The sequence below is a fragment of the Lysobacter antibioticus genome, from assembly GCF_000731095.1.
Taxonomy (GTDB): domain Bacteria; phylum Pseudomonadota; class Gammaproteobacteria; order Xanthomonadales; family Xanthomonadaceae; genus Lysobacter; species Lysobacter antibioticus_B.
Genome location: NZ_JMTZ01000009.1, coordinates 15,564 through 32,189 on the forward strand (window position 1 = coordinate 15,564; position 16,626 = coordinate 32,189).

At 65.7% G+C, this 16,626-nt stretch carries 15 protein-coding genes; 6 read left to right on the plus strand and 9 right to left on the minus strand.

The genetic code is table 11. The features are described from left to right. The first annotated feature begins 603 nt into the window (after positions 1-603). Positions 604-879: an HNH endonuclease signature motif containing protein gene (locus EX88_RS27435; RefSeq protein WP_430536892.1), complete on the plus strand. Its 276-nt coding sequence runs from the start codon at positions 604-606 to the stop codon at positions 877-879. Then, a complete protein-coding gene (locus EX88_RS27025; RefSeq protein ID WP_235186183.1) occupies positions 876-1,181 on the plus strand; it encodes a hypothetical protein in 306 nt (101 codons plus the stop codon). Before EX88_RS27435 ends, EX88_RS27025 begins: the two co-directional genes overlap by 4 nt. Before the next feature lie 69 nt (positions 1,182-1,250). Here EX88_RS27025 and EX88_RS25680 read toward each other — a convergent pair whose 3' ends face one another. The 5 genes from EX88_RS25680 to EX88_RS0102835 form a co-directional block, all read right to left on the minus strand. Continuing rightward, positions 1,251-1,547, minus strand: coding sequence for a hypothetical protein (locus tag EX88_RS25680; RefSeq protein ID WP_152566066.1), 297 nt, complete (start codon positions 1,545-1,547; stop codon positions 1,251-1,253). Continuing rightward, positions 1,544-2,044 (minus strand): hypothetical protein, encoded by a 501-nt coding sequence (locus EX88_RS0102820; protein ID WP_152566067.1) that lies wholly within the window; start codon positions 2,042-2,044, stop codon positions 1,544-1,546. Before EX88_RS0102820 ends, EX88_RS25680 begins: the two co-directional genes overlap by 4 nt. Before the next feature lie 1,001 nt (positions 2,045-3,045). Next, entirely contained in the window at positions 3,046-3,402 is a 357-nt protein-coding gene (locus EX88_RS27440; protein WP_152566068.1) for a phage tail assembly chaperone, read from the minus strand. 262 nt (positions 3,403-3,664) lie between these two features. After that, positions 3,665-4,027 (minus strand): VOC family protein, encoded by a 363-nt coding sequence (locus EX88_RS0102830; RefSeq protein WP_031370498.1) that lies wholly within the window; start codon positions 4,025-4,027, stop codon positions 3,665-3,667. A gap of 86 nt (positions 4,028-4,113) precedes the next feature. Next, complete coding sequence (locus EX88_RS0102835; protein ID WP_031370499.1) at positions 4,114-4,608, minus strand: hypothetical protein; 495 nt, start codon at positions 4,606-4,608, stop codon at positions 4,114-4,116. 241 nt (positions 4,609-4,849) lie between these two features. On the opposite strand from EX88_RS0102835, the gene EX88_RS0102840 reads away from it, so the two are divergent. Both EX88_RS0102840 and EX88_RS0102845 read left to right on the plus strand, forming a co-directional pair. Then, a complete protein-coding gene (locus EX88_RS0102840) occupies positions 4,850-5,263 on the plus strand; it encodes a hypothetical protein (RefSeq protein WP_051884346.1) in 414 nt (137 codons plus the stop codon). A gap of 216 nt (positions 5,264-5,479) precedes the next feature. Then, positions 5,480-5,878: a hypothetical protein gene (locus tag EX88_RS0102845; protein ID WP_031370501.1), complete on the plus strand. Its 399-nt coding sequence runs from the start codon at positions 5,480-5,482 to the stop codon at positions 5,876-5,878. Between the two features lie 61 nt (positions 5,879-5,939). On the opposite strand, the gene EX88_RS0102850 is transcribed toward EX88_RS0102845, so the two are convergent. Together EX88_RS0102850 and EX88_RS26425 are read right to left on the minus strand one after the other, a co-directional pair. After that, the gene (locus EX88_RS0102850) at positions 5,940-6,629 is read right to left on the minus strand and encodes a polysaccharide deacetylase family protein (RefSeq protein ID WP_051884347.1); all 690 of its coding nucleotides are present in this window, start codon (positions 6,627-6,629) and stop codon (positions 5,940-5,942) included. 14 nt (positions 6,630-6,643) lie between these two features. After that, on the minus strand, positions 6,644-7,834 hold the full coding sequence (locus EX88_RS26425; RefSeq protein ID WP_161786069.1) for a glycosyltransferase family 2 protein: 1,191 nt from the start codon (positions 7,832-7,834) through the stop codon (positions 6,644-6,646). A gap of 432 nt (positions 7,835-8,266) precedes the next feature. Here EX88_RS26425 and EX88_RS26430 point away from each other — a divergent pair, with 432 nt between their 5' ends. Together EX88_RS26430 and EX88_RS0102865 are read left to right on the plus strand one after the other, a co-directional pair. After that, on the plus strand, positions 8,267-8,941 hold the full coding sequence (locus EX88_RS26430) for a hypothetical protein (protein ID WP_161786070.1): 675 nt from the start codon (positions 8,267-8,269) through the stop codon (positions 8,939-8,941). Positions 8,942-8,975: 34 nt separating this feature from the next. Next, complete coding sequence (locus tag EX88_RS0102865; RefSeq protein WP_031370505.1) at positions 8,976-10,304, plus strand: MFS transporter; 1,329 nt, start codon at positions 8,976-8,978, stop codon at positions 10,302-10,304. A 21-nt stretch (positions 10,305-10,325) separates the two neighbouring features. Here EX88_RS0102865 and EX88_RS24255 read toward each other — a convergent pair whose 3' ends face one another. Both EX88_RS24255 and EX88_RS0102880 read right to left on the minus strand, forming a co-directional pair. After that, positions 10,326-12,656, minus strand: coding sequence for a hypothetical protein (locus EX88_RS24255; RefSeq protein ID WP_051884348.1), 2,331 nt, complete (start codon positions 12,654-12,656; stop codon positions 10,326-10,328). A 403-nt stretch (positions 12,657-13,059) separates the two neighbouring features. Then, entirely contained in the window at positions 13,060-16,536 is a 3,477-nt protein-coding gene (locus tag EX88_RS0102880; protein ID WP_081930577.1) for a GH92 family glycosyl hydrolase, read from the minus strand. Positions 16,537-16,626: the final 90 nt, after the last annotated feature.

Below are 16,626 nucleotides of genomic sequence, written 5' to 3' on the forward strand. Positions count from 1 at the left end.
TGTGCCGGCCCAGCCGCTTAAGCCTGCGAGCGGCAGAGTCGAATGTAGCCCGCGATCCTTTGCCGGCTAGAAGGCCGCTTACCAAGTCGCAGATTCGGGCCGAAGCGTGCGTTCTACTGGTCGCCTTCCTCAAGGCGACGTTCCCAATGGACGTACTAGAATATTGGATATGGCATGGGCCGTGACTGCGCGGCTTGGAACCGCAGCGAGATCCGAATACTACGTCGCTACTACCCAAGACACGGCGCGCGATTCGTTGCAGATCGCACTAGCCGCACGATCGCGTCAGTTCGTTGCAAGGCAAAGCGCTTAGGGATTGCTTTAGGTAGGCATCGGCGGGTTCCTTGGAGCCCCCAGGAAATCACGCAACTACGGGACTACTATCCAATAATGGAAACAGGCCTGCTAGCTAACTGGCTTGGGAGGTCGCGGTGCGCGGTTTTCAACAAAGCTACACAGCTGAAGCTTGATAAGTCTAGTGGTTTGGGCAGGAATAGTGGCCGCTTCCATTCGGGCATGAGGCTGACTTGGCCAGCTGGCTTAAATCGACGTCCTGGCGCTGCCATCGGTGCTGAGAAGTTCATGTCCAGTCGCGGTTATTTAATGCGAAAAATCACCTCTACCGGGAACGCGGTCCGCGATTGGCAGAAGGTCCATCGGCTTGTTTGGGAGGATGCCAATGGCCCAGTTCCTGATGGACACTTCGTCGTATTTCGAGATGGCGATAAGACTAACGTCAGTATCAAGAACCTCGTTCTTCTGCCGGCTGCAGATGCCGCGCGTCGAGCCAGTGAGTTGTACAGCTCATATCCAAAAGAAGTCCGGATGGCCATGCGAGCGCTTGGCAAGTTGAAGAAGGCAATCTCGGAGAAATCATGAAGAACAAGATCGAAGACCTACGTAATCACTTGTTCGCGGTGATCGAAGGGTTGTCGGACCCGGACAATCCGATGGAGATAGACCGCGCAATCGCAATTGCAAACGTCGCGCAGGTTCTCATCAACTCAGCGAAGGTCGAGGTCGAGTTCATGCGCGTGACGGATAGCGTTCGTGGCTCTGGCTTCATTCCTTCCGACGCCGGAACGGCTACATGCCGGCCGGCAATTGACAGTAAGAGCGTCTCCTACGTCACCGCAGTTACGACGCCCAGCGCCACCGCGGCCGCCGGCAGCAAAGTTTGACGCCTCCGCCTATACGAACATTAGCGATAAGCCGCCCAACAAAAAGCCCCACAGTGCGGGGCTTTTGCTTCAGTGTGGACAGCGGTCCATTTGCTTATGTGTTCCCGCTCGCTGAAATACCGCAACTGACCCTTCCATGATGAAGGTGGCTTGGTAACGCTGCCCCTTGCCAGATTCAAGATCGATCTTGTATAGCTTCGGATCAAAACCATTCAATCCGTGAAATCGAAGTTTCTTTGCGGTCGGATTAGCCACCAACAACGCTAGTCTGTTTGCGAGATCCGCCAAGACATCTGGCGGAAGCTTCTTGACGTCATTGACGAACGAAACTTTATCGATGACGACCGCCGTGATCTTGAAGGTCACAGGGCGGCAAGAAAGCGACTTATCTCCTCGGAAGTGCTAAGGCCATCCTTGGAGCCAGAGGGGTCGAGTTCTGCGTTGCGGTGCATCGCGGCCCATCGCATTTGCTCTGCTGCACTATAAAGATCGCACGCAGCATTCAGTGCATCACGATAGGCCCTTGCCACACCGTCAGATTCGCATAGATCACGATCTTTCTTTGCCGCAACCAGCTTGGCCTCAAGCTCATCTCGAAGTGGTTCCAGCGCGCCTTGAAGCTGATCCAGGCCTTCGAAAAGCTTAGTTTCATCAACCTGGCAGGGAAAGCTCTTGATTAGATCAATGAAGGAAGCCGCAAGTGCATAGTTTGAGCGCAGGCTATCGGTAATTTGCCTCAACGCATTGATCGTCTTCTTGATGCGCTTCAGCAGCTCCACATCGCGCGCAGCATCGTCTCGCCAAGCCGCGGCGAAGACGTACATATCCGCAAGAGCGCTTGCGTTGCTTTGTTGAAGTGACATAGGACGCCTCCCCCCGGAGGTACTGCTTCGGCGCGAACAGTAGCAAAGCTAACGTATTGACGTGTGAAGCTTTTCCCGAAATTGGAACGTGCATTCACCGGATGTTGTTGACACATTTTGACGCGGTTCGGTGCCGTTTCCGGCCACACCGAAATACTGTCAACTAAATCAATCACTTGCTGATGAAGCCAGCAACTACAGGATCGCCCACCGGCGTCGCCTACCTTCAGATCGCCCCGAGGCCCGCCGCGTGAACGGTCTTTCAAGGTAGCCGAAAGGCGCCCGCCGACCACATACGCCCGCCTCACCCCGCCCCCGGCGGTTTTTTTGCCGTGGGCGGCGCCCATTTAACGAATGCGGACACCGCCGCGGGCCGACACGGGGTCCTCGGCCAGTCAAGAAGCCTCAGCGGGTCCGCCCGCAAGGCTCCGGTGGATATTGCGACCAAAGAGGGCTCCATCTTGGGCCTTGGCCTCAAGGGCAATGGCGGGGCCGTATCGTCGGACCCAGCCGACCACGTAGTCGACACCCCGGCCGAAGGTCCTGATCCAGATGTGATGCCGGCCTACCCTTCCTTCCCGATGGCAGCCGATTTGAGCCAGCCAGCCCTCGCGGGTTGCGAGGGGGCGACAGATGCTACCCGTTGGTCTGAGGCGCGGATCTCGACGTAGTCGTGGGTCGGGAAGTTGTTGCCGAAGTTGGGCCGCGCCCATTCGAAGCCAGCCGGCAGCGCCGGTAAGGACGCCAGATCGATCGTAGGGGGTAAGTTCCCGGGAACCCTGGGGCGGAAGTTCTGTGACCATGAGCCGCATTTTGTCCCCGGCTATCTCGCGGGGCGCGACCGGTCGTCACGGCTGCTGAATTGTTCAGTGCCGGGGGCTGGCGGGGCCTCGTTCCGTTGAGGCCCCCGTGCCGCGCGGTGGAACTACCTGGGGAGGGTCGCACGCTGCCAGCGGGGACAGATTGCCGCGGCGGCCTGGTCGGCGGCGTCGGCGCGCCCCCTATGCGCGGGTCGGGGAAGTCCTGGTGCTGGGGTCAGGCTGGTCCGCCGTACCGTCAGCCAGATTCGGCGCCCTCGGCCATTCGACGTCCGGGAAGCCCGCCTGCTGCGGCAGCACCCGGAGCGCGGCTCGGTACGTCGCCCAGGCTTCCCTATCCGCCTCGAGCAGCGGTGAATCATTGGCCTGCGTCCAATCGGAAGAACGCAGCTGCGCGTCGAAAGCGGTTGTAATTACGTTCGGGACGTAGAGGTCGCAGGTTCGAATCCTGTCTCCCCGACCAATGCTGAGAGTGTTTCTGACTAAGCCGGCCTTGCGCCGGCTTTTTCGTGTCTGCGCGACACCCGCCCTCGCCCGCATGGCCTGACCCGGCCGGATCGAGGGCCGACAGACGACGCGATGCAGGTGCGGGCCGCGCACTTTCCGGAACAGAAACCCAGGCGTCTGCCCCGCCGTCGCAGGGGGAGCGGGACGACATCTTGGGTCAGCCCGATCTCTCCGGACCCCGCAATGTCGGCGACTCCAGCCTTACCCCGGCCTGGCTTGCGGATTCGGCTTGCAGGGGTCGAGCCCAGCCCGGCGCCAGCCGCTGCGCGCGGCCTGGCTGCATCTCCCCTCTTGGCTAAAGTTCCTGCCCGAACATGATCCGATGACCGTCGATCGTGCGGACACCGAACTCACGCATGCCCCAGGGCTTGTCCGATAGCGTTTGAGTGAACACCGCGCCCGCAGTCCGATACTCGGCGAATAAAGCGGCGGCGTCCGCCACCGTCACATAGCCGTACCAGGAATGGTCGCCGAGCGCCGCGGGCGGAAGCGCGTCCGTACACTCGCCGAGCATCACCCGAAAACTTCCGCGGGACAGAAAGGTCCAGCCAGGCGCCGTGAAGTCGATGCTCAGGCCGAGAACGGACGTGTAGTAATCCGTGGACTTGGCCAAGTCGAGTACGGCCAGGGTGTATCGAACCTTGGTGAAATCGGACATCTCCGTCTCCTTGCCATGAACTGCGCCGCTGTCGCCCCACGCTGGAATCGACCGGGCCGCGCAGCGGCTTCGGTTCGAACGAATCGTCAGTCGTTGCCCGCGACACGGAAGCGAGCCAGCTCGGGCAGCGACCGACACACCAGGGTTACCTGTGAACTCGACCCGAGCGGTTGATGGGCCACAGCGCCGCCCGGAAGCAGAACATATACGCCTTTGCCCTGGTCCGAAGCGATGGGGAGGTTCTTGGTGCCGTGGACCTTGCGATTTTCGCGGACATGCCGAGGGACGAGCGGGTAGAACCTGCCGATCTCCCAACGTTGGCCGGATGGCGCCACCAGAACGAACTCGAGCCGCTGCAGAAACGGCGCGGCGTCATAGAAGTCGCCGGCTTCGATCGGCAGCGCAAACCCCACGAGTCGTCCGGTGCCGTCCAGGTCGGGCCGCCTGAGCGCGGCCATGGAATCGCGGGTCATCCAAGGGGAGACGATCGAGTAGCGCAAAATGGCCCAAAGCATGAAAACCAGCGCGAACACGATAACTGCGCAAAGCGCATACCCCAGGAAACTCAGTACTACGTCCATGTAGCGCTCGCCCCCTGTAGATCGACGGTAAACCGATCTGGTGGCGGGGTTATACACCAGCCGCGCCGGGGCACGATAACCAGGCGAGCTATCGCTCAGGCCCTGAACCGTGCGCACCGTCCGCGGCAAGGCTTGGGCCGCCGAAGGCCGCGGTGCGCGGCAGGCGCGGCTGCGTGGCCGGTCCCGCGCGACGGGCTCGTTAGGCATTGGGTAAATCCTCAACCCAGCCGAGCACAGACTCATGACCGACATTGCCAACCTCTCGCCGGCCGCCAAGGCCGAGCTCCACGCCCACATCAAGACGATCACCGAGTCCGCCGAGCAGGCGCTCGCCTCGCTGCATCTGGTGTCCGGGGATGCCGCCAACCAGGTCGCGCAATCGGCCGCGGCCTATTTCGACGGCATCAGCAAAATCGCGCTCGCCAGCCAAGGCGTCTTGATGAAGCAGATGACCCAGGACCTGGCCGAGCAGTCGGTGCAACAGTCCGCGGAAGACGCCCTGGGCCTGTTGGCCACCGACGTGCTGATGGGCGCGGCTGCCGCAGTCGCCGCCGCAGCCGGTGCGATGGAGGCCGAGTCGGCGAGCTTCGCGATCGACCGGATCGACGAAAACATCGCCAAGTACTCGTCGATGATCCGAGACCGCATGCCCTGACTCCGACTGTCCGCATGCCCCTCGACCGGCGGCGATGCAACGGCCGCAGGCAGCAAGATGCCGCGCGAACCCAGCCTCCCTCGCGCCTCGGCGGCCGGCCGCTGCGGCTATTCGAGGCCGGCCATATCGCGGTTCCGGCCGCCCCGAGCCTGCTCTATCCTGTCCACCGGCCGCGCACGATGCGCGACCCCATGCCATGCAAGGAGCTGCAAGCCGATGGGCAATTACTTAAAAATCTGGAACTGGATCGCGATCTTCGGGGTCCTCACCGCGCCGCTGTTCGGCGTACGTCTGTCGCCGGGCAGCCTGCTGATGGGTCTGGTCCCGTTCGTGTTCGCGCTGGTCTCGGCCTCGCTGGTGCAGGCGTCGTGGTTCGCCTTGCTGGTGCGCCTGGGCTCGGGGCTGCTGGCCTTGTTGGTCGCCGGCTTGTTGTTCCGCATCGGCATGGTCACGCCGGGCGTGGTGCGGCTGCTGTTGTTGTTTTCGGTCGTGCCGATGCTCAACGCGATCTACCTCGTCCCCTGCCCGCCCGAATTGCCGACCTTGCGTCCGCACCGCACGCCGCTGCCGCCGCGCCCCGCTCCGCAACAAGATCCGGATCGTCCCGCGCCCTGAGCGCAGAGGCGGCACGCGCACGCCGCCGGCCTTCGGTCCGGTCTGCACCTCAAGCATGGCTTCAAGCTTCGACTCGCGCTTGCACCGCCTGCGCAGGCAGGAACTCGCCGACCCGCGCGAAGCCATAGCCTTGCCCGCGCAAGGCCGGCACCAGGCGACGCACGATCTCGACGATGCCGTGACGGGCGCGGCCGAGCTCGTCGTCGCCGTCGTGCAACAGCACGATCGCGCCGGGGTGGATGCGTGCCAGCACCGACTCGACCACGCAGGACACGTACCCGGGCGCCTCGGGTTCGAGCCAGTCGCGCGGGTCGACCGACCAGCCGACCACGGTATAGCCGAGGCGCCCGAGCGCATCGACCTGCCCTGGCGCGATTTCGCCGTAGGCCGGGCGGAACAATCGTGGCATTTCGCTCAGCCCGGCTTCGCACAGGGCCGCCGCGGCGGGATGGATTTCGCGGTCGATCCAATCCTGCACGCCGAAACCGCGCGCATCGGCATGGCTCAAGGAATGGTTGCCGATCTCGTGGCCTTCGCGAAGGATGCGTTCGATCAAGGCGGGCTGCGCGCGCGCGGCCTCGCCGACGCAGAAGAAGGTCGCGGCCACTTCGAGTTCGGCCAGCAAGGACAACAAGGCCGGCGTGGCGCGGCCGGGGCCGTCGTCGAAGGTCAGCGCCAAGCGGCGTTTATCCGGCAACCCGCGGCCGAGATAGGTGCGCGGGTGGTCGGCGAGGAAGTCGTGATAGTCCATACCCTGCCCCGCCCTCAGCGCGTCAGCCAGGTCTTGCGATGGCCGCGCAGTTCGTCGATCAGGCCGATCACGTTGGCCGGCAGCAACAGCACGTCGATCACCGTGTTGCAGATCGACACCAGCACCAGGTCCAGCGGCCCGAGTTGCAGGCGCGTGCGCGCCTGCATCACCGCGATGAAATTGAGCAGGGCCATCAGCCACCAGTTCAGGGCGGCGATGCCGAGCAGGGTCGGGCTGCGATAGATCGAAGCACCGGCGATCAGCAGCAAGAGGGTCGGCACCAGCGCCGACTGCGCCCACAGCAACCACCACGGCAGCATCTTCATGGTCCGCGGCCAGGAGATGCGCCAAGCGACGCGGAACGATTCCAGACGCCCGCGCGCCCAACGCCGGCGCTGGCGGAACAGGCCGAAAAAGGTCGAGGGACAGATGGTGTAGGCGATCGCATCGGGCGCGTAGGCGATGGAATAACCGTGGGCCAATGCGCGCCAGGTCCAGGCGATGTCCTCGACCAGCCATTCGCCCCACCCACCGAGTTCGCGGATCACCTCGGTGCGATGCAGCGAGAAGGCGCCGGCGACGACGTTGACCACGCCGATCTTGCTCTGCACGTAACGGATCGCGGCGAGCGCGCCGACATGCTCGTAGAACTGCAGACGGTGCAGCCAGGAATTATGCCGCCCGGCCGGCACGATAAGGCCGCAGGCGGCGGCGTGACGCGGCGAGCTGTACAAGGCCTCGACCGCCCGGCGCAGCGAGCACGGCATGATCACGGTGTCGCTGTCGATCACGGTGACGACGTCGGAATCGGCCGACAACTGCGGCAAGGCCGCATCGAGCGCTAAACCCTTGGCGCCGCCGTTGCGTTCCAGCGAGATCAATCGGTAGGTCTTGTCGCGCGGCTGCGCCAGCCAGGTCGCGACCGTGGCCGGCGTGGAATTGGTCGAACCGTCGTCGACCAACAACACTTCGATGCGGCCCGGATAGTCGGCGTGCTCGATCGCATCGAGCGTCATCAGGAACGACGCCTCGGGCTCGTTGTAGAACGGCACCAGGATCGACACGAACGGATAGTGGGCGAGCGTCGGCGCGGTCGGCCGGCGCACCGCCTTGAACAGTGCCCACCCGGCCAGGAACACCAGGCAGCACAACAGCACGAAAGTGGAGAAACCGACGAGGCCGGTGAGGACGAACTGGCTGAACATGAGGCGATGCATCCGGCAGCGCGATACGCCACCGCGGCATCGTCGATGCGCAGTGCGTTCGCAGGGTCTGATTGGCAGACCGGACGCGTCGATACGGGTCGCCGCGCGTGTGCGCGGCCCCGCACGCCTGGTGCTTGTGGGGGAACTACTCTTGCAGAACTCAGGGTAGGACGTGGTGGGGTTAATGGTTGCTTGCGAAACGGTGCCGCATCTATCCATCGATCGAAACGCAATGCGTTGTCGCGTTTTCTCAATAGAGAATGAAAGCAGCAAGCGTTTTATTCTGTGACGACGGCAAGCAGTTCCACGATCGTTGTAGTCGACGTCGCTCGACATGCGATCGATGATCGATGAAGAATCGAAACCGTTCTGTCTTATCCCTTGGTCATGATGAACAATCCCCCGACGATCGCCCCCACGCAGGCCGCCCCGATGTTCCGTCCGCGCTTCGACATCGGCGCCCAACGCATCGATTGCGGCCACGAGCCCGACGTCGCTACCCACGACGCCGCCGACCAGTTCGCCACCTGGCCGCTGCTCGACTATTCCGCCTGCGAACCGACCGAGGACCAGGCCGCGATCAACCGTTGGCTGGCTGCTGCCGACCTGCGCGATCGCGACCTCCTGCACGTCGGCACCGGCAACTCGTCGGTGGCGCGCCTGCTCGCCGGCAAGGTGCGCGGCATCGTCTCGGTGACGGTGGCCCACAACGAATGGCAGCACGGCAACTCGCTCGGGCTGCCGCAGTACTCGGTGCATCTGCTCAACAAACACAGCGACGACTTCGCCCGCCAGTTCGAGCCGGCGAGCTTCGATTGCATCCTCGACAACAACCTCGCCAGCTTCGCCTGCTGCCAGCGCCATCTCGAACGCTATTTCGAGACTCTGGTGAGCCTGCTGCGGCCCGAGGGTTTCATCCTGACCCACTGGCTCGGCATGCAGTGGACCCTGGATGTCGGTGTCGACGACGTCGAACCGGTCTGGCAGCTCGATGCCGGCAAGCTGCGCGCCATCGCCAGCGCTTACGGCCTGGCGGTCGAACGCCAGGACGAGTTGTTCTTCCTGCGCCGCGCCCGCACGCCGAACGCCGGCGCGACCAAGCCCTGACCCGCCGCTCGCCGCGCCGTCGCCTGCGACCGCCGTGAGCGAGCGCCCCGCCCCGGTACCGCCTCGCCTGCGCCGCCGCTTCGCCACGGCCGCGCGGCTGTGGCGCATCGGCCGGCGCGAGCCGCGTTTCGGCTGGCTGCTGCTCGACAACCTGATCACCACCTTCGGCGCCAGCTTCACCCTGATCGCGCTGCCGTTCCTGGTGATGCGCCTGACCGGCAGCGCCTTCGATCTCGGCCTGACCGCCACCATCGAAGCCTTGCCGAGCGTGTTGTTCCTGTTCTTCTTCGGCGGCTTCCTCGACCGCGCCAACCCGATCCGGGTGTTGTGGATCTGCCGCGCGCTCTACGTCGTGATCAACGCCAGCATGGGCCTGTTGATCTGGTTCGGCCTGATGACCATCGAGATCATCTACGCACTGGCCTTGTTCGGCGGCCTGGTCTGGGCGGTCGCGTATCCGGCCGGGCGCGCGAGTTTCGGCCTGTACATCCGCAAGGGCCTGCTGCCGGCCGGCAACGCCTTGTTCGCGGTGGCCTCCAGCCTGGCGATGATGCTGCTGCCGATGCTCGCCGGCAGCCTGATCCTGGCCTCCAGCGACAGTCACGGCCTGGCCATCGCGTTCTGGATCGACGCGCTCAGCGTCGCCGCCTCGCTGTGGCTGCTCGCGGCGGTGCGCCGGCGCGGGCCGGTGCGGCGGCCGGCGCAAGACAGCTCCGCCGACGCGCGCCTTAACGTCGCCGCAGGATCGCCGCCTGCATCGTCGCCCGCGATCATCCCGCGCAGCTATTACCTGTATCTGTTGGTCAGCACGGTGCTGGTGTTCGGGCCGGTGCAGATCCTGCTGCCGGTGTTGCTGGTCGAACACGGCGACACCCGTTACTTCCTGGTCTATGTCGCCCAGTTCGCCGGCATCACCGCGGCGGCGGCCTTCGCCGGCCGCGCCTCGAAGGGCTTGGCCGGGGTGATCGTCAAGTTGCTGGCGTGTTGGGCGGTCGCCGCGCTGGCCTATGGCCTGCTGGCCTGGAACGCCAGCCTGGCGACGGTGTTGGCCGCATTCTGCCTGCTCGCCGGCGCCTCCAACTTCTACGGCATCCAATCGCTGTCGTGGCTGCAGCGCAGCGTCGCCGCGCAACACATGGGCCGCGAGATGACCTGGTTTTCGGCCGCAACCATGGGCGCGATGCCGCTGGCGACCTTGTTGACCGGGCTGTTGCTCGAACGCTTGCGCTTCGCCGCAACGACGCAGTGGCTGATGGCGCTGATCGCGCTGTCCTTGCTGGCCGGTGTCGTGCACCTGCGTCTGCGGCTTGCGCGCGCACCGGTCTTGCAAACGCTCCGGGGGCCGACGGCCCCCGGAGCTTGACGCCTTTGTCGCTTTCGACGCTCAGTTCGTCTTCAAGCCGTACATGAAGGTCGCCGGCACGCCGTTGATCGCGCCTGCGGTGCCCGGGTTCGGGCTGGTGTTGCCGGCGCCGCCGATGCCGTCCCAATTGGTCTGGCCCAGCGAATACAGCCCCGCACCGACGATCGACAGCGCATTGAGCGCCGCGGTCTGGGTCGGCGCCGCACCGTAGTAGGTGACGAAGCTGCGCGCCGCGCCCGGTGCGAGCGAACCGAAGCGGAAGTCCATGTGCGCCCCGAGGTCGCCGGGGCCGTTATCGGTCATCGGCCCGGACAAGCCGGAGTTGGCCGCAAGCGGGTCGAGCGAGTTGAAGCCGTTGTTGTTCCAGGCCAGCAGGAACGGCGAGGCCCCGGCCAGGGTGATGTACTCCGAGAACGTGTTCGGCGGCACGTCGTAGTCGATGCCACGGGTGTAACGCAGATCCTTGACCGTGGTGCGGCCGATGTTCTCGATCTTGACGTCGACGCGGTACAGGAAGCTCGTCGCCGCGATCGGCGTGTACTGATGGGTCACCCGGAACGTGCTGCCCACCGTCACCACCGACGTCGCCATGCTCGTGGTCGGAGTGAAGCTGACCAACGTGACGTTGCTGGTGCCGGCGCAACGCGAGGTCCGGCCGGTCACCAGTGCGGCCGGATCGGCATTGGCCACGCCCCAGCCTTCGCAGGGCGCGCCCGGTGCCGAGGCTTCGCCGTTGGTCGGCATGTAGCGCAGGCCGACCAGGCGGGTGCCGTAGCGGCCGCTCGACAGGTCGATGTTCGGGCACTCGATGTTGAGATAACCGGTCGGCGCCACGCCGAGCTGGATGATGCCGTTGTTGATCAGGCCCGGGCAGCCTTCCGGCGGATCGACCGCGCAGACGTAGCCCCAGTCCTTCGCCTCCACGCTAGGCGTGTCGACGCGCTGGAACTTGGGAATGCGTTCCAGGTGCGGCAGGAACTCCTTGTACGGCAGTTGCGGCCGGAACGCGCCGGGGTCCCACAGATCGGCGCAACCGGTGTTGAGGCCGGGGTCGACCTGGACGAAGTAGAAGTCCTGGATATCGCCCACGCCCTGCCAGTCGCTGAAGGTGTTGCCGGCGAGGATGAAGCGGTCGCTCTTGCGGTCGATCGCGTACAGGCTTTCGCGGAACTTGTCGCCGAAGCGGCGCGGCGACAGGCCGCCGTAACGCAGCAGATCGCTGGTATTGGCCGCGAACAAGAAGCCCTGGGTGCCGGCGATGGTGCCGACCACCGCGACCGCGCCCTCGCGGCCGTCCAGGCCGCGCGCTTCGACCACGTCGAAGGCGGTGAAGCTGGCCTTGTCGCGATCCACCCAGCTCGCCTGCACCAGCGGTCTGCAGCTGTAACGCGCGTAACGAGCCAGATAGGCCTGCGAAGCGCTGCCCTCGTCGAGCCCGGTCGAGGCGCCGACCGAGACCGTCTCGCCGGTGTAGTTCGCGTTCAACAGTGCGGTCAGGCCATGGAAGTCGCGATGGTCCTGGCCGTCGATCAACACGCTGCTGCACACCGGCCCGCCGTTGGCGTCGGTGCGGAACATCAGGCCGCCGCGTTTGGCATCGGTGGTCAGCGCGGTGCCGGCGACGACAATGTCGGTGAAGCCGCCGCTGCTGGCGAGGTTTTCAGTGACCGCGCGGAAGCGCAGGCCCGGCCAATCGCCGCTGCCGTCGTAGCGGTGATCCCACAGCACGTTGCCGACCGCATCCAGGCGTGCGATGCGGCCGAGGGTGCGGCCGTCCTTGTCGTTTTCCTCGCCGACCACCACCAGATCGCCCTGCGCCGGCGCCTTGCTCGGCATCACCGATCCGGTTTCGATCAAGTCGTAACCGGTCGCGCGGTGACTGGTAGCGACGTTGTCCAGCAACGTGGTCCAGATCTGCCGCCCGCGGCAGTCGATCTGCAGCACGTAGATGAAACTGCCCTCGCCGAGCTGCACCGCGCCGGTCACGGCGAAACCGCGCTCGCCGCTCAACTCGACGATGCCGTAAGCGTCGGAGCGTTTGCTGCCGGCGATCATGTAGGCCTGTTGCCAGGTGTTGATGCTGCTGTCGTCGGTGACGCCGAGGTCGTTGGCGCGGGTCACCAACACCTGGGTATTGCCGTCGCTGGAGCGACGCGTGCCGACGGTGACCGAGCCGCGGCCCGGACAATAATTCACCGCCTTGACGTCCTCGCCGCCGTCGCGCCAAGGTTGGTTGCCGTAGTGAGTTTCGAAGTTCTGGGCTTGCGCCCAGGGTGCTGCGAGCATCAAGCCCGCTGCCAGCACCGCGGCGTGATGCCGCAGCCTGGAGCCGGTACGTCCCATGAGTTCCATATGAGCCTCGTTGCGGAATCATTCCGCGTGGATGGGTCGATCGCACTGCATCGCCGAACTTAGCCCTCCTCAGCGCGCGTTCCGAGGAAGAACACGGGGCGATATCGGGACATAACGGGAACGATTCGCGCGATCGGACCGCTGCGTTCGAGGCGAACGCATGAGGTTTCCGTTAAAGCGCACAGCGCGTCACAGCGCCAATGCGAGCGCCGGCAGATTAACGTGGCGCGCGCCGACCGACGGTGCGCGACGAATGCGGCGTGGCCGCAAGCGTGCGCTGCGACCTGAACTGTCTGAACGCGTTGTTCGAACGCGCTGCGGTATTACTGTCGCCGCGACCGCCGCACAACGCATTCGACGTTGTCGCGGCGCGGGCGCGCCGAAGCAGGCGGCAACGCCGGCCTTACTTCGCCTCGCCGAGCAACTCCACTTCGGCCAGCTCGATGCCGCCCTGCCCGGCGCCGTCGGCGAGCAGGCGCAAGCGATAACGCGAGTACGCTGCGGCCTCGGCGATGGCGAACGCACGCGTCTGCTTGCGCCAGGCGAAGACCTGCCCGCTGCGTTCGTCGAGCGTGGTCCATTGCGCGCCGTCGTTGGAACCCTGCAAGGCCCAGGCCTGCGGATCGCCGCGTCGCGCCGCCGAGGTCAGGGTGTACAAGCGCACCGTCGCCGGCGCCTTGAAGTTCCAGCTCAGCAGCGGCATCGGCCCGCTCAAGCGCGTCGAAGTGGTCGCGTCGTCGTCGAACAAGGCCGCGGCTTGCTTGGCCGCGACACCGGCGACCGTCGCATTGTCGCGCCGCCCCAGGTCGCGCAGCGGCTTGGGTGTCTCGCCGTCGGCGCTCAGCGATTCCGGCAAGGCCTGCGCGCTGCTCGCCCAGTTCGACGGCGACGGCCCCATGCGGAAATCCAGCACCGCGCCTTGCGCCAATAATTCATGCGGCAGGGTCAAGCGGTCCCAGGCTTCGCCGTTGACGCGCAGCGATTGCACGTAGCGATTGCGCGCGCTGACCTTCGGCGCGTTGATCTGCAGTTCGCGGCCGTTTTCCAGGCGGATGCTCATACGTTCGAAGCGCGGCGCGCCGATCACGTACTCGGGCGAGCCCATGCGCAGCGGATAGAAACCGGCGGCGCTGAACAACCACCACGCCGACATTTCGCCGTTGTCCTCGTCGCCGGCATAGCCCTGGCCGATCTCGCCGCCGACGTAGAGGCGGTCGAGGATGTCGCGCACTTTCTCCTGGATACGCCAGGGTTGGCCGGCGGCGGCATACATATAGGGAATGTGGTGCGAAGGCTGGTTGCTGTGGCCGTACTGGCCCATGCGCACGTCGCGCGCTTCGAGCATTTCGTGGATGACGCCGCCGTAGCTGCCGACCTCGAAGGTGCCCGGCGTGGCGAAGAACAGATCGAGCTTGTTGCCCAAGGCGGTGCGTCCGCCGTGCAAGGCGGCCAGGCCGGCGCCGTCCTGCGGCGCGTGGAAGGCCATGTTCCAGGCATTGGTCTCGGTGTAGTCGCCGCCCCAGCGGGTCGGGTCGAACTCGGTCGCGGTGTAGCGCCAGCGGCCGTCGCGATGGCGGCCGACGAAGAAGCCCAGTTGCGGATGGAACAGGTTGGCGTAGCCGAGCGCGCGATTGCGGTAGTAGGCCGCGTCGTCGCGATAGCTGCCCTGGTAGGGATCGTCGGCGCCGGCCTGCTGCGCCAGCGCGCCGGCCAGGCGGCCGATGGCGAAGTCGTTGATGTAGCCGTCCATCGACCACGACAGGCCTTCGCCGACCGTGGTGTCGGTGTAGCCGGCGAAGATCGCGCGCTCGATGCCCTTGCGGCCCGCGCCCGGCACCGGGCTGACGCTGGAGGCGTTGCGAAGCGCCGACTGATAGAACGAGCGCACGTCGAAATTGCGCACGCCCTTGAGCCAGGCATCGGCGAAGGCGACGTCGGAACTGGTGCCGACCATCAGGTCGGCATAGCCCGGCGAGGACCAGCGCGCGATCCAGCCGCCGTCGCGATACTGCTGGACGAAGCCGTCGATCATCTCGCCGGCATGCGTCGGCGTCAGCAATACATAGGCCGGCCAGCTGGTGCGGTAGGTGTCCCAGAAGCCGTTGTTGACGTAGACCTTGCCGTCGACGACGGCCGCGCCGGTGGCGCCGGCGCTGTCCTTGCCGGTCGGCGCCGAGAACGGGCTCGCGTATTTGTACAACGGCCGCTCGGCGGTGCCGGTGTTCTCGTAGCCGCTGTTGGGGTAAAGAAACAAACGGTAGAGATTGGAGTACAGCACCGCTTGTTCGTGCACCGGCGCGCCCTCGGCGCGGACGATGCCGAGCTTGGCGTCCCAGGCGGCGCGGGCGCGTTCGCGCACCGCGTCGAAGCCTTCGTCGGCGCCGATTTCCAGCTCCAGGTTGCGCTGCGCCTGTTCGACGCTGATCAGCGAGGTGGCGATGCGCATCGTCACCTGGCGGGTGGGATCGCCGCTCAGGTCGAAGCCGTACCAGGCCGAGACGCGGTCGCGCCCGGCCTTGTCGCGATCGAGCCGGGCGCCGTCGCGGATCGGGCGGTCGAACCGGGCGTAGAAGAACAAACGCGAGGCGCCGGTCGAGAGCTTGCTCATGCTCTCGCTCCAGCCGCTGAGCGCGCGGCCGTCGCGGTCCAGGCGGATGTCGCCGTGCTCGTCGCGGTGGTCGAACAGCAACTGCGCGCGGGTCTCGCCGGGCTCGGCCGGGAAGGTGAAGCGCATCACCGCGGCATGGTCGGTCGGGGTCATCTCGGCGACCAGGCCGTTGTCGAAGCGCACCCGGTAGTAATCGGCGCGCGCGGTTTCCTCGTCGTGGCCGAAACTCAGCGCGCGCTTGCTGCGGTCGAACTCGAGCCGGCCCTCGCCGATCGCCGGCATCACGTGAAAGGTCTGGCGGTCGCCCATCCACGGGCTGGGCTCGTGCGACAGCGCGAAGGCTTCGATGCGCGGACGGTTGTCGTCGCCGTTGCGCTCCTGGTACTGGTAGATCCAGTGCGAACCGGCGTTCGTGGTCGGGGTCCAGAAGTTGAAGCCGTGCGGCACCGCCACCGCCGGAAAGGTGTTGCCGCGCGAGAAGCGGCTGTTGGAATTGCTGCCGCGGCGCGTGTCGACGTAGTCGCTCGGGCGCAGCGCCGCGCGCTTGCCCTTGGCGAGCGCGGGCGCCGGGGCGATGCGCAGGTCGTCCAGATAGCCCTGGTACGGCAACGCCGTGTCGCCGTCGTGGACCAGCAGGATCTTGCGCACGCGGCGACCGGCCGCGACCTCGCCGATGCGGCTGCTGACCGCGTTCCACTGGTCGGGATAGAGCAACCGCGCCATGCCCTGCTCGCGCGCGGTCAAGGCGTTGCCGTACAGATCGAGCGGCTTGCGTTGCGACAGACGGCTGCCGTCGTCGAACACCAGGTCGATGGCGACATAGGTCGAACCGTTGCGCAGCGCATCGAGTTTCGACGGCGCCGGCTGGCCGGCGATGTGCGCGCTCGACAGCGGGAACAGGCGATACGACAGCTGCGTGTCCTTGGCGACGGCGATGTCGACCTCGAAGGCCTGAACGCTTTGCGCGGCGCCGCTGCCCACGCCCTGGTAACGCAGCGAGCGCACACCGCTGAAGCCCATGCCGGGCTTGGCGGTCAGGGCGGCGGCCTGGGACGGGCCGCCGTCGGCACTCAGGCGCGGCACCGCCCCGGTGGCCGTGGGTCCGGCCGTGGGTTCGGCCGCGGCCGGCTCACCGGCCTCGAACGAGGTCCAGAAGCTGCGCGCGGGCCCGGCCATCGCCGTCGGCATCAATGCCCCGGCCAAGGCCAGCGCCAAGGTGTGCTTCGCCGCTGCCCGTGCGCCATCGCGGCGCGCTCTCCACGTTGCCGACATTCCCGCTCCCATTGCCCGGACGGCGACTGCCTCCGATTCGCACTGTGCCGACCGGCACAGGCCCCTGCTTTCTCGATTTAAATCGATCTA

Excerpts from the sequence above, each read along its gene's own strand:
- EX88_RS27025 (WP_235186183.1), top strand. The coding sequence starts at position 876 with ATGAAGAACAAGATCGAAGACCTACGTAATCACTTGTTCGCGGTGATC.
- EX88_RS0102820 (WP_152566067.1), bottom strand. The coding sequence starts at position 2,044 with ATGTCACTTCAACAAAGCAACGCAAGCGCTCTTGCGGATATGTACGTC.
- EX88_RS0102880 (WP_081930577.1), bottom strand. The coding sequence starts at position 16,536 with ATGTCGGCAACGTGGAGAGCGCGCCGCGATGGCGCACGGGCAGCGGCG.
- EX88_RS0102835 (WP_031370499.1), bottom strand. The coding sequence starts at position 4,608 with ATGGACGTAGTACTGAGTTTCCTGGGGTATGCGCTTTGCGCAGTTATC.
- EX88_RS26425 (WP_161786069.1), bottom strand. The coding sequence starts at position 7,834 with ATGTTCAGCCAGTTCGTCCTCACCGGCCTCGTCGGTTTCTCCACTTTC.
- EX88_RS26430 (WP_161786070.1), top strand. The coding sequence starts at position 8,267 with ATGTTCCGTCCGCGCTTCGACATCGGCGCCCAACGCATCGATTGCGGC.
- EX88_RS27440 (WP_152566068.1), bottom strand. The coding sequence starts at position 3,402 with ATGCGGGCGAGGGCGGGTGTCGCGCAGACACGAAAAAGCCGGCGCAAG.
- EX88_RS0102840 (WP_051884346.1), top strand. The coding sequence starts at position 4,850 with ATGACCGACATTGCCAACCTCTCGCCGGCCGCCAAGGCCGAGCTCCAC.
- EX88_RS0102845 (WP_031370501.1), top strand. The coding sequence starts at position 5,480 with ATGGGCAATTACTTAAAAATCTGGAACTGGATCGCGATCTTCGGGGTC.
- EX88_RS0102850 (WP_051884347.1), bottom strand. The coding sequence starts at position 6,629 with ATGGACTATCACGACTTCCTCGCCGACCACCCGCGCACCTATCTCGGC.
- EX88_RS24255 (WP_051884348.1), bottom strand. The coding sequence starts at position 12,656 with ATGGAACTCATGGGACGTACCGGCTCCAGGCTGCGGCATCACGCCGCG.
- EX88_RS27435 (WP_430536892.1), top strand. The coding sequence starts at position 604 with ATGCGAAAAATCACCTCTACCGGGAACGCGGTCCGCGATTGGCAGAAG.
- EX88_RS0102830 (WP_031370498.1), bottom strand. The coding sequence starts at position 4,027 with ATGTCCGATTTCACCAAGGTTCGATACACCCTGGCCGTACTCGACTTG.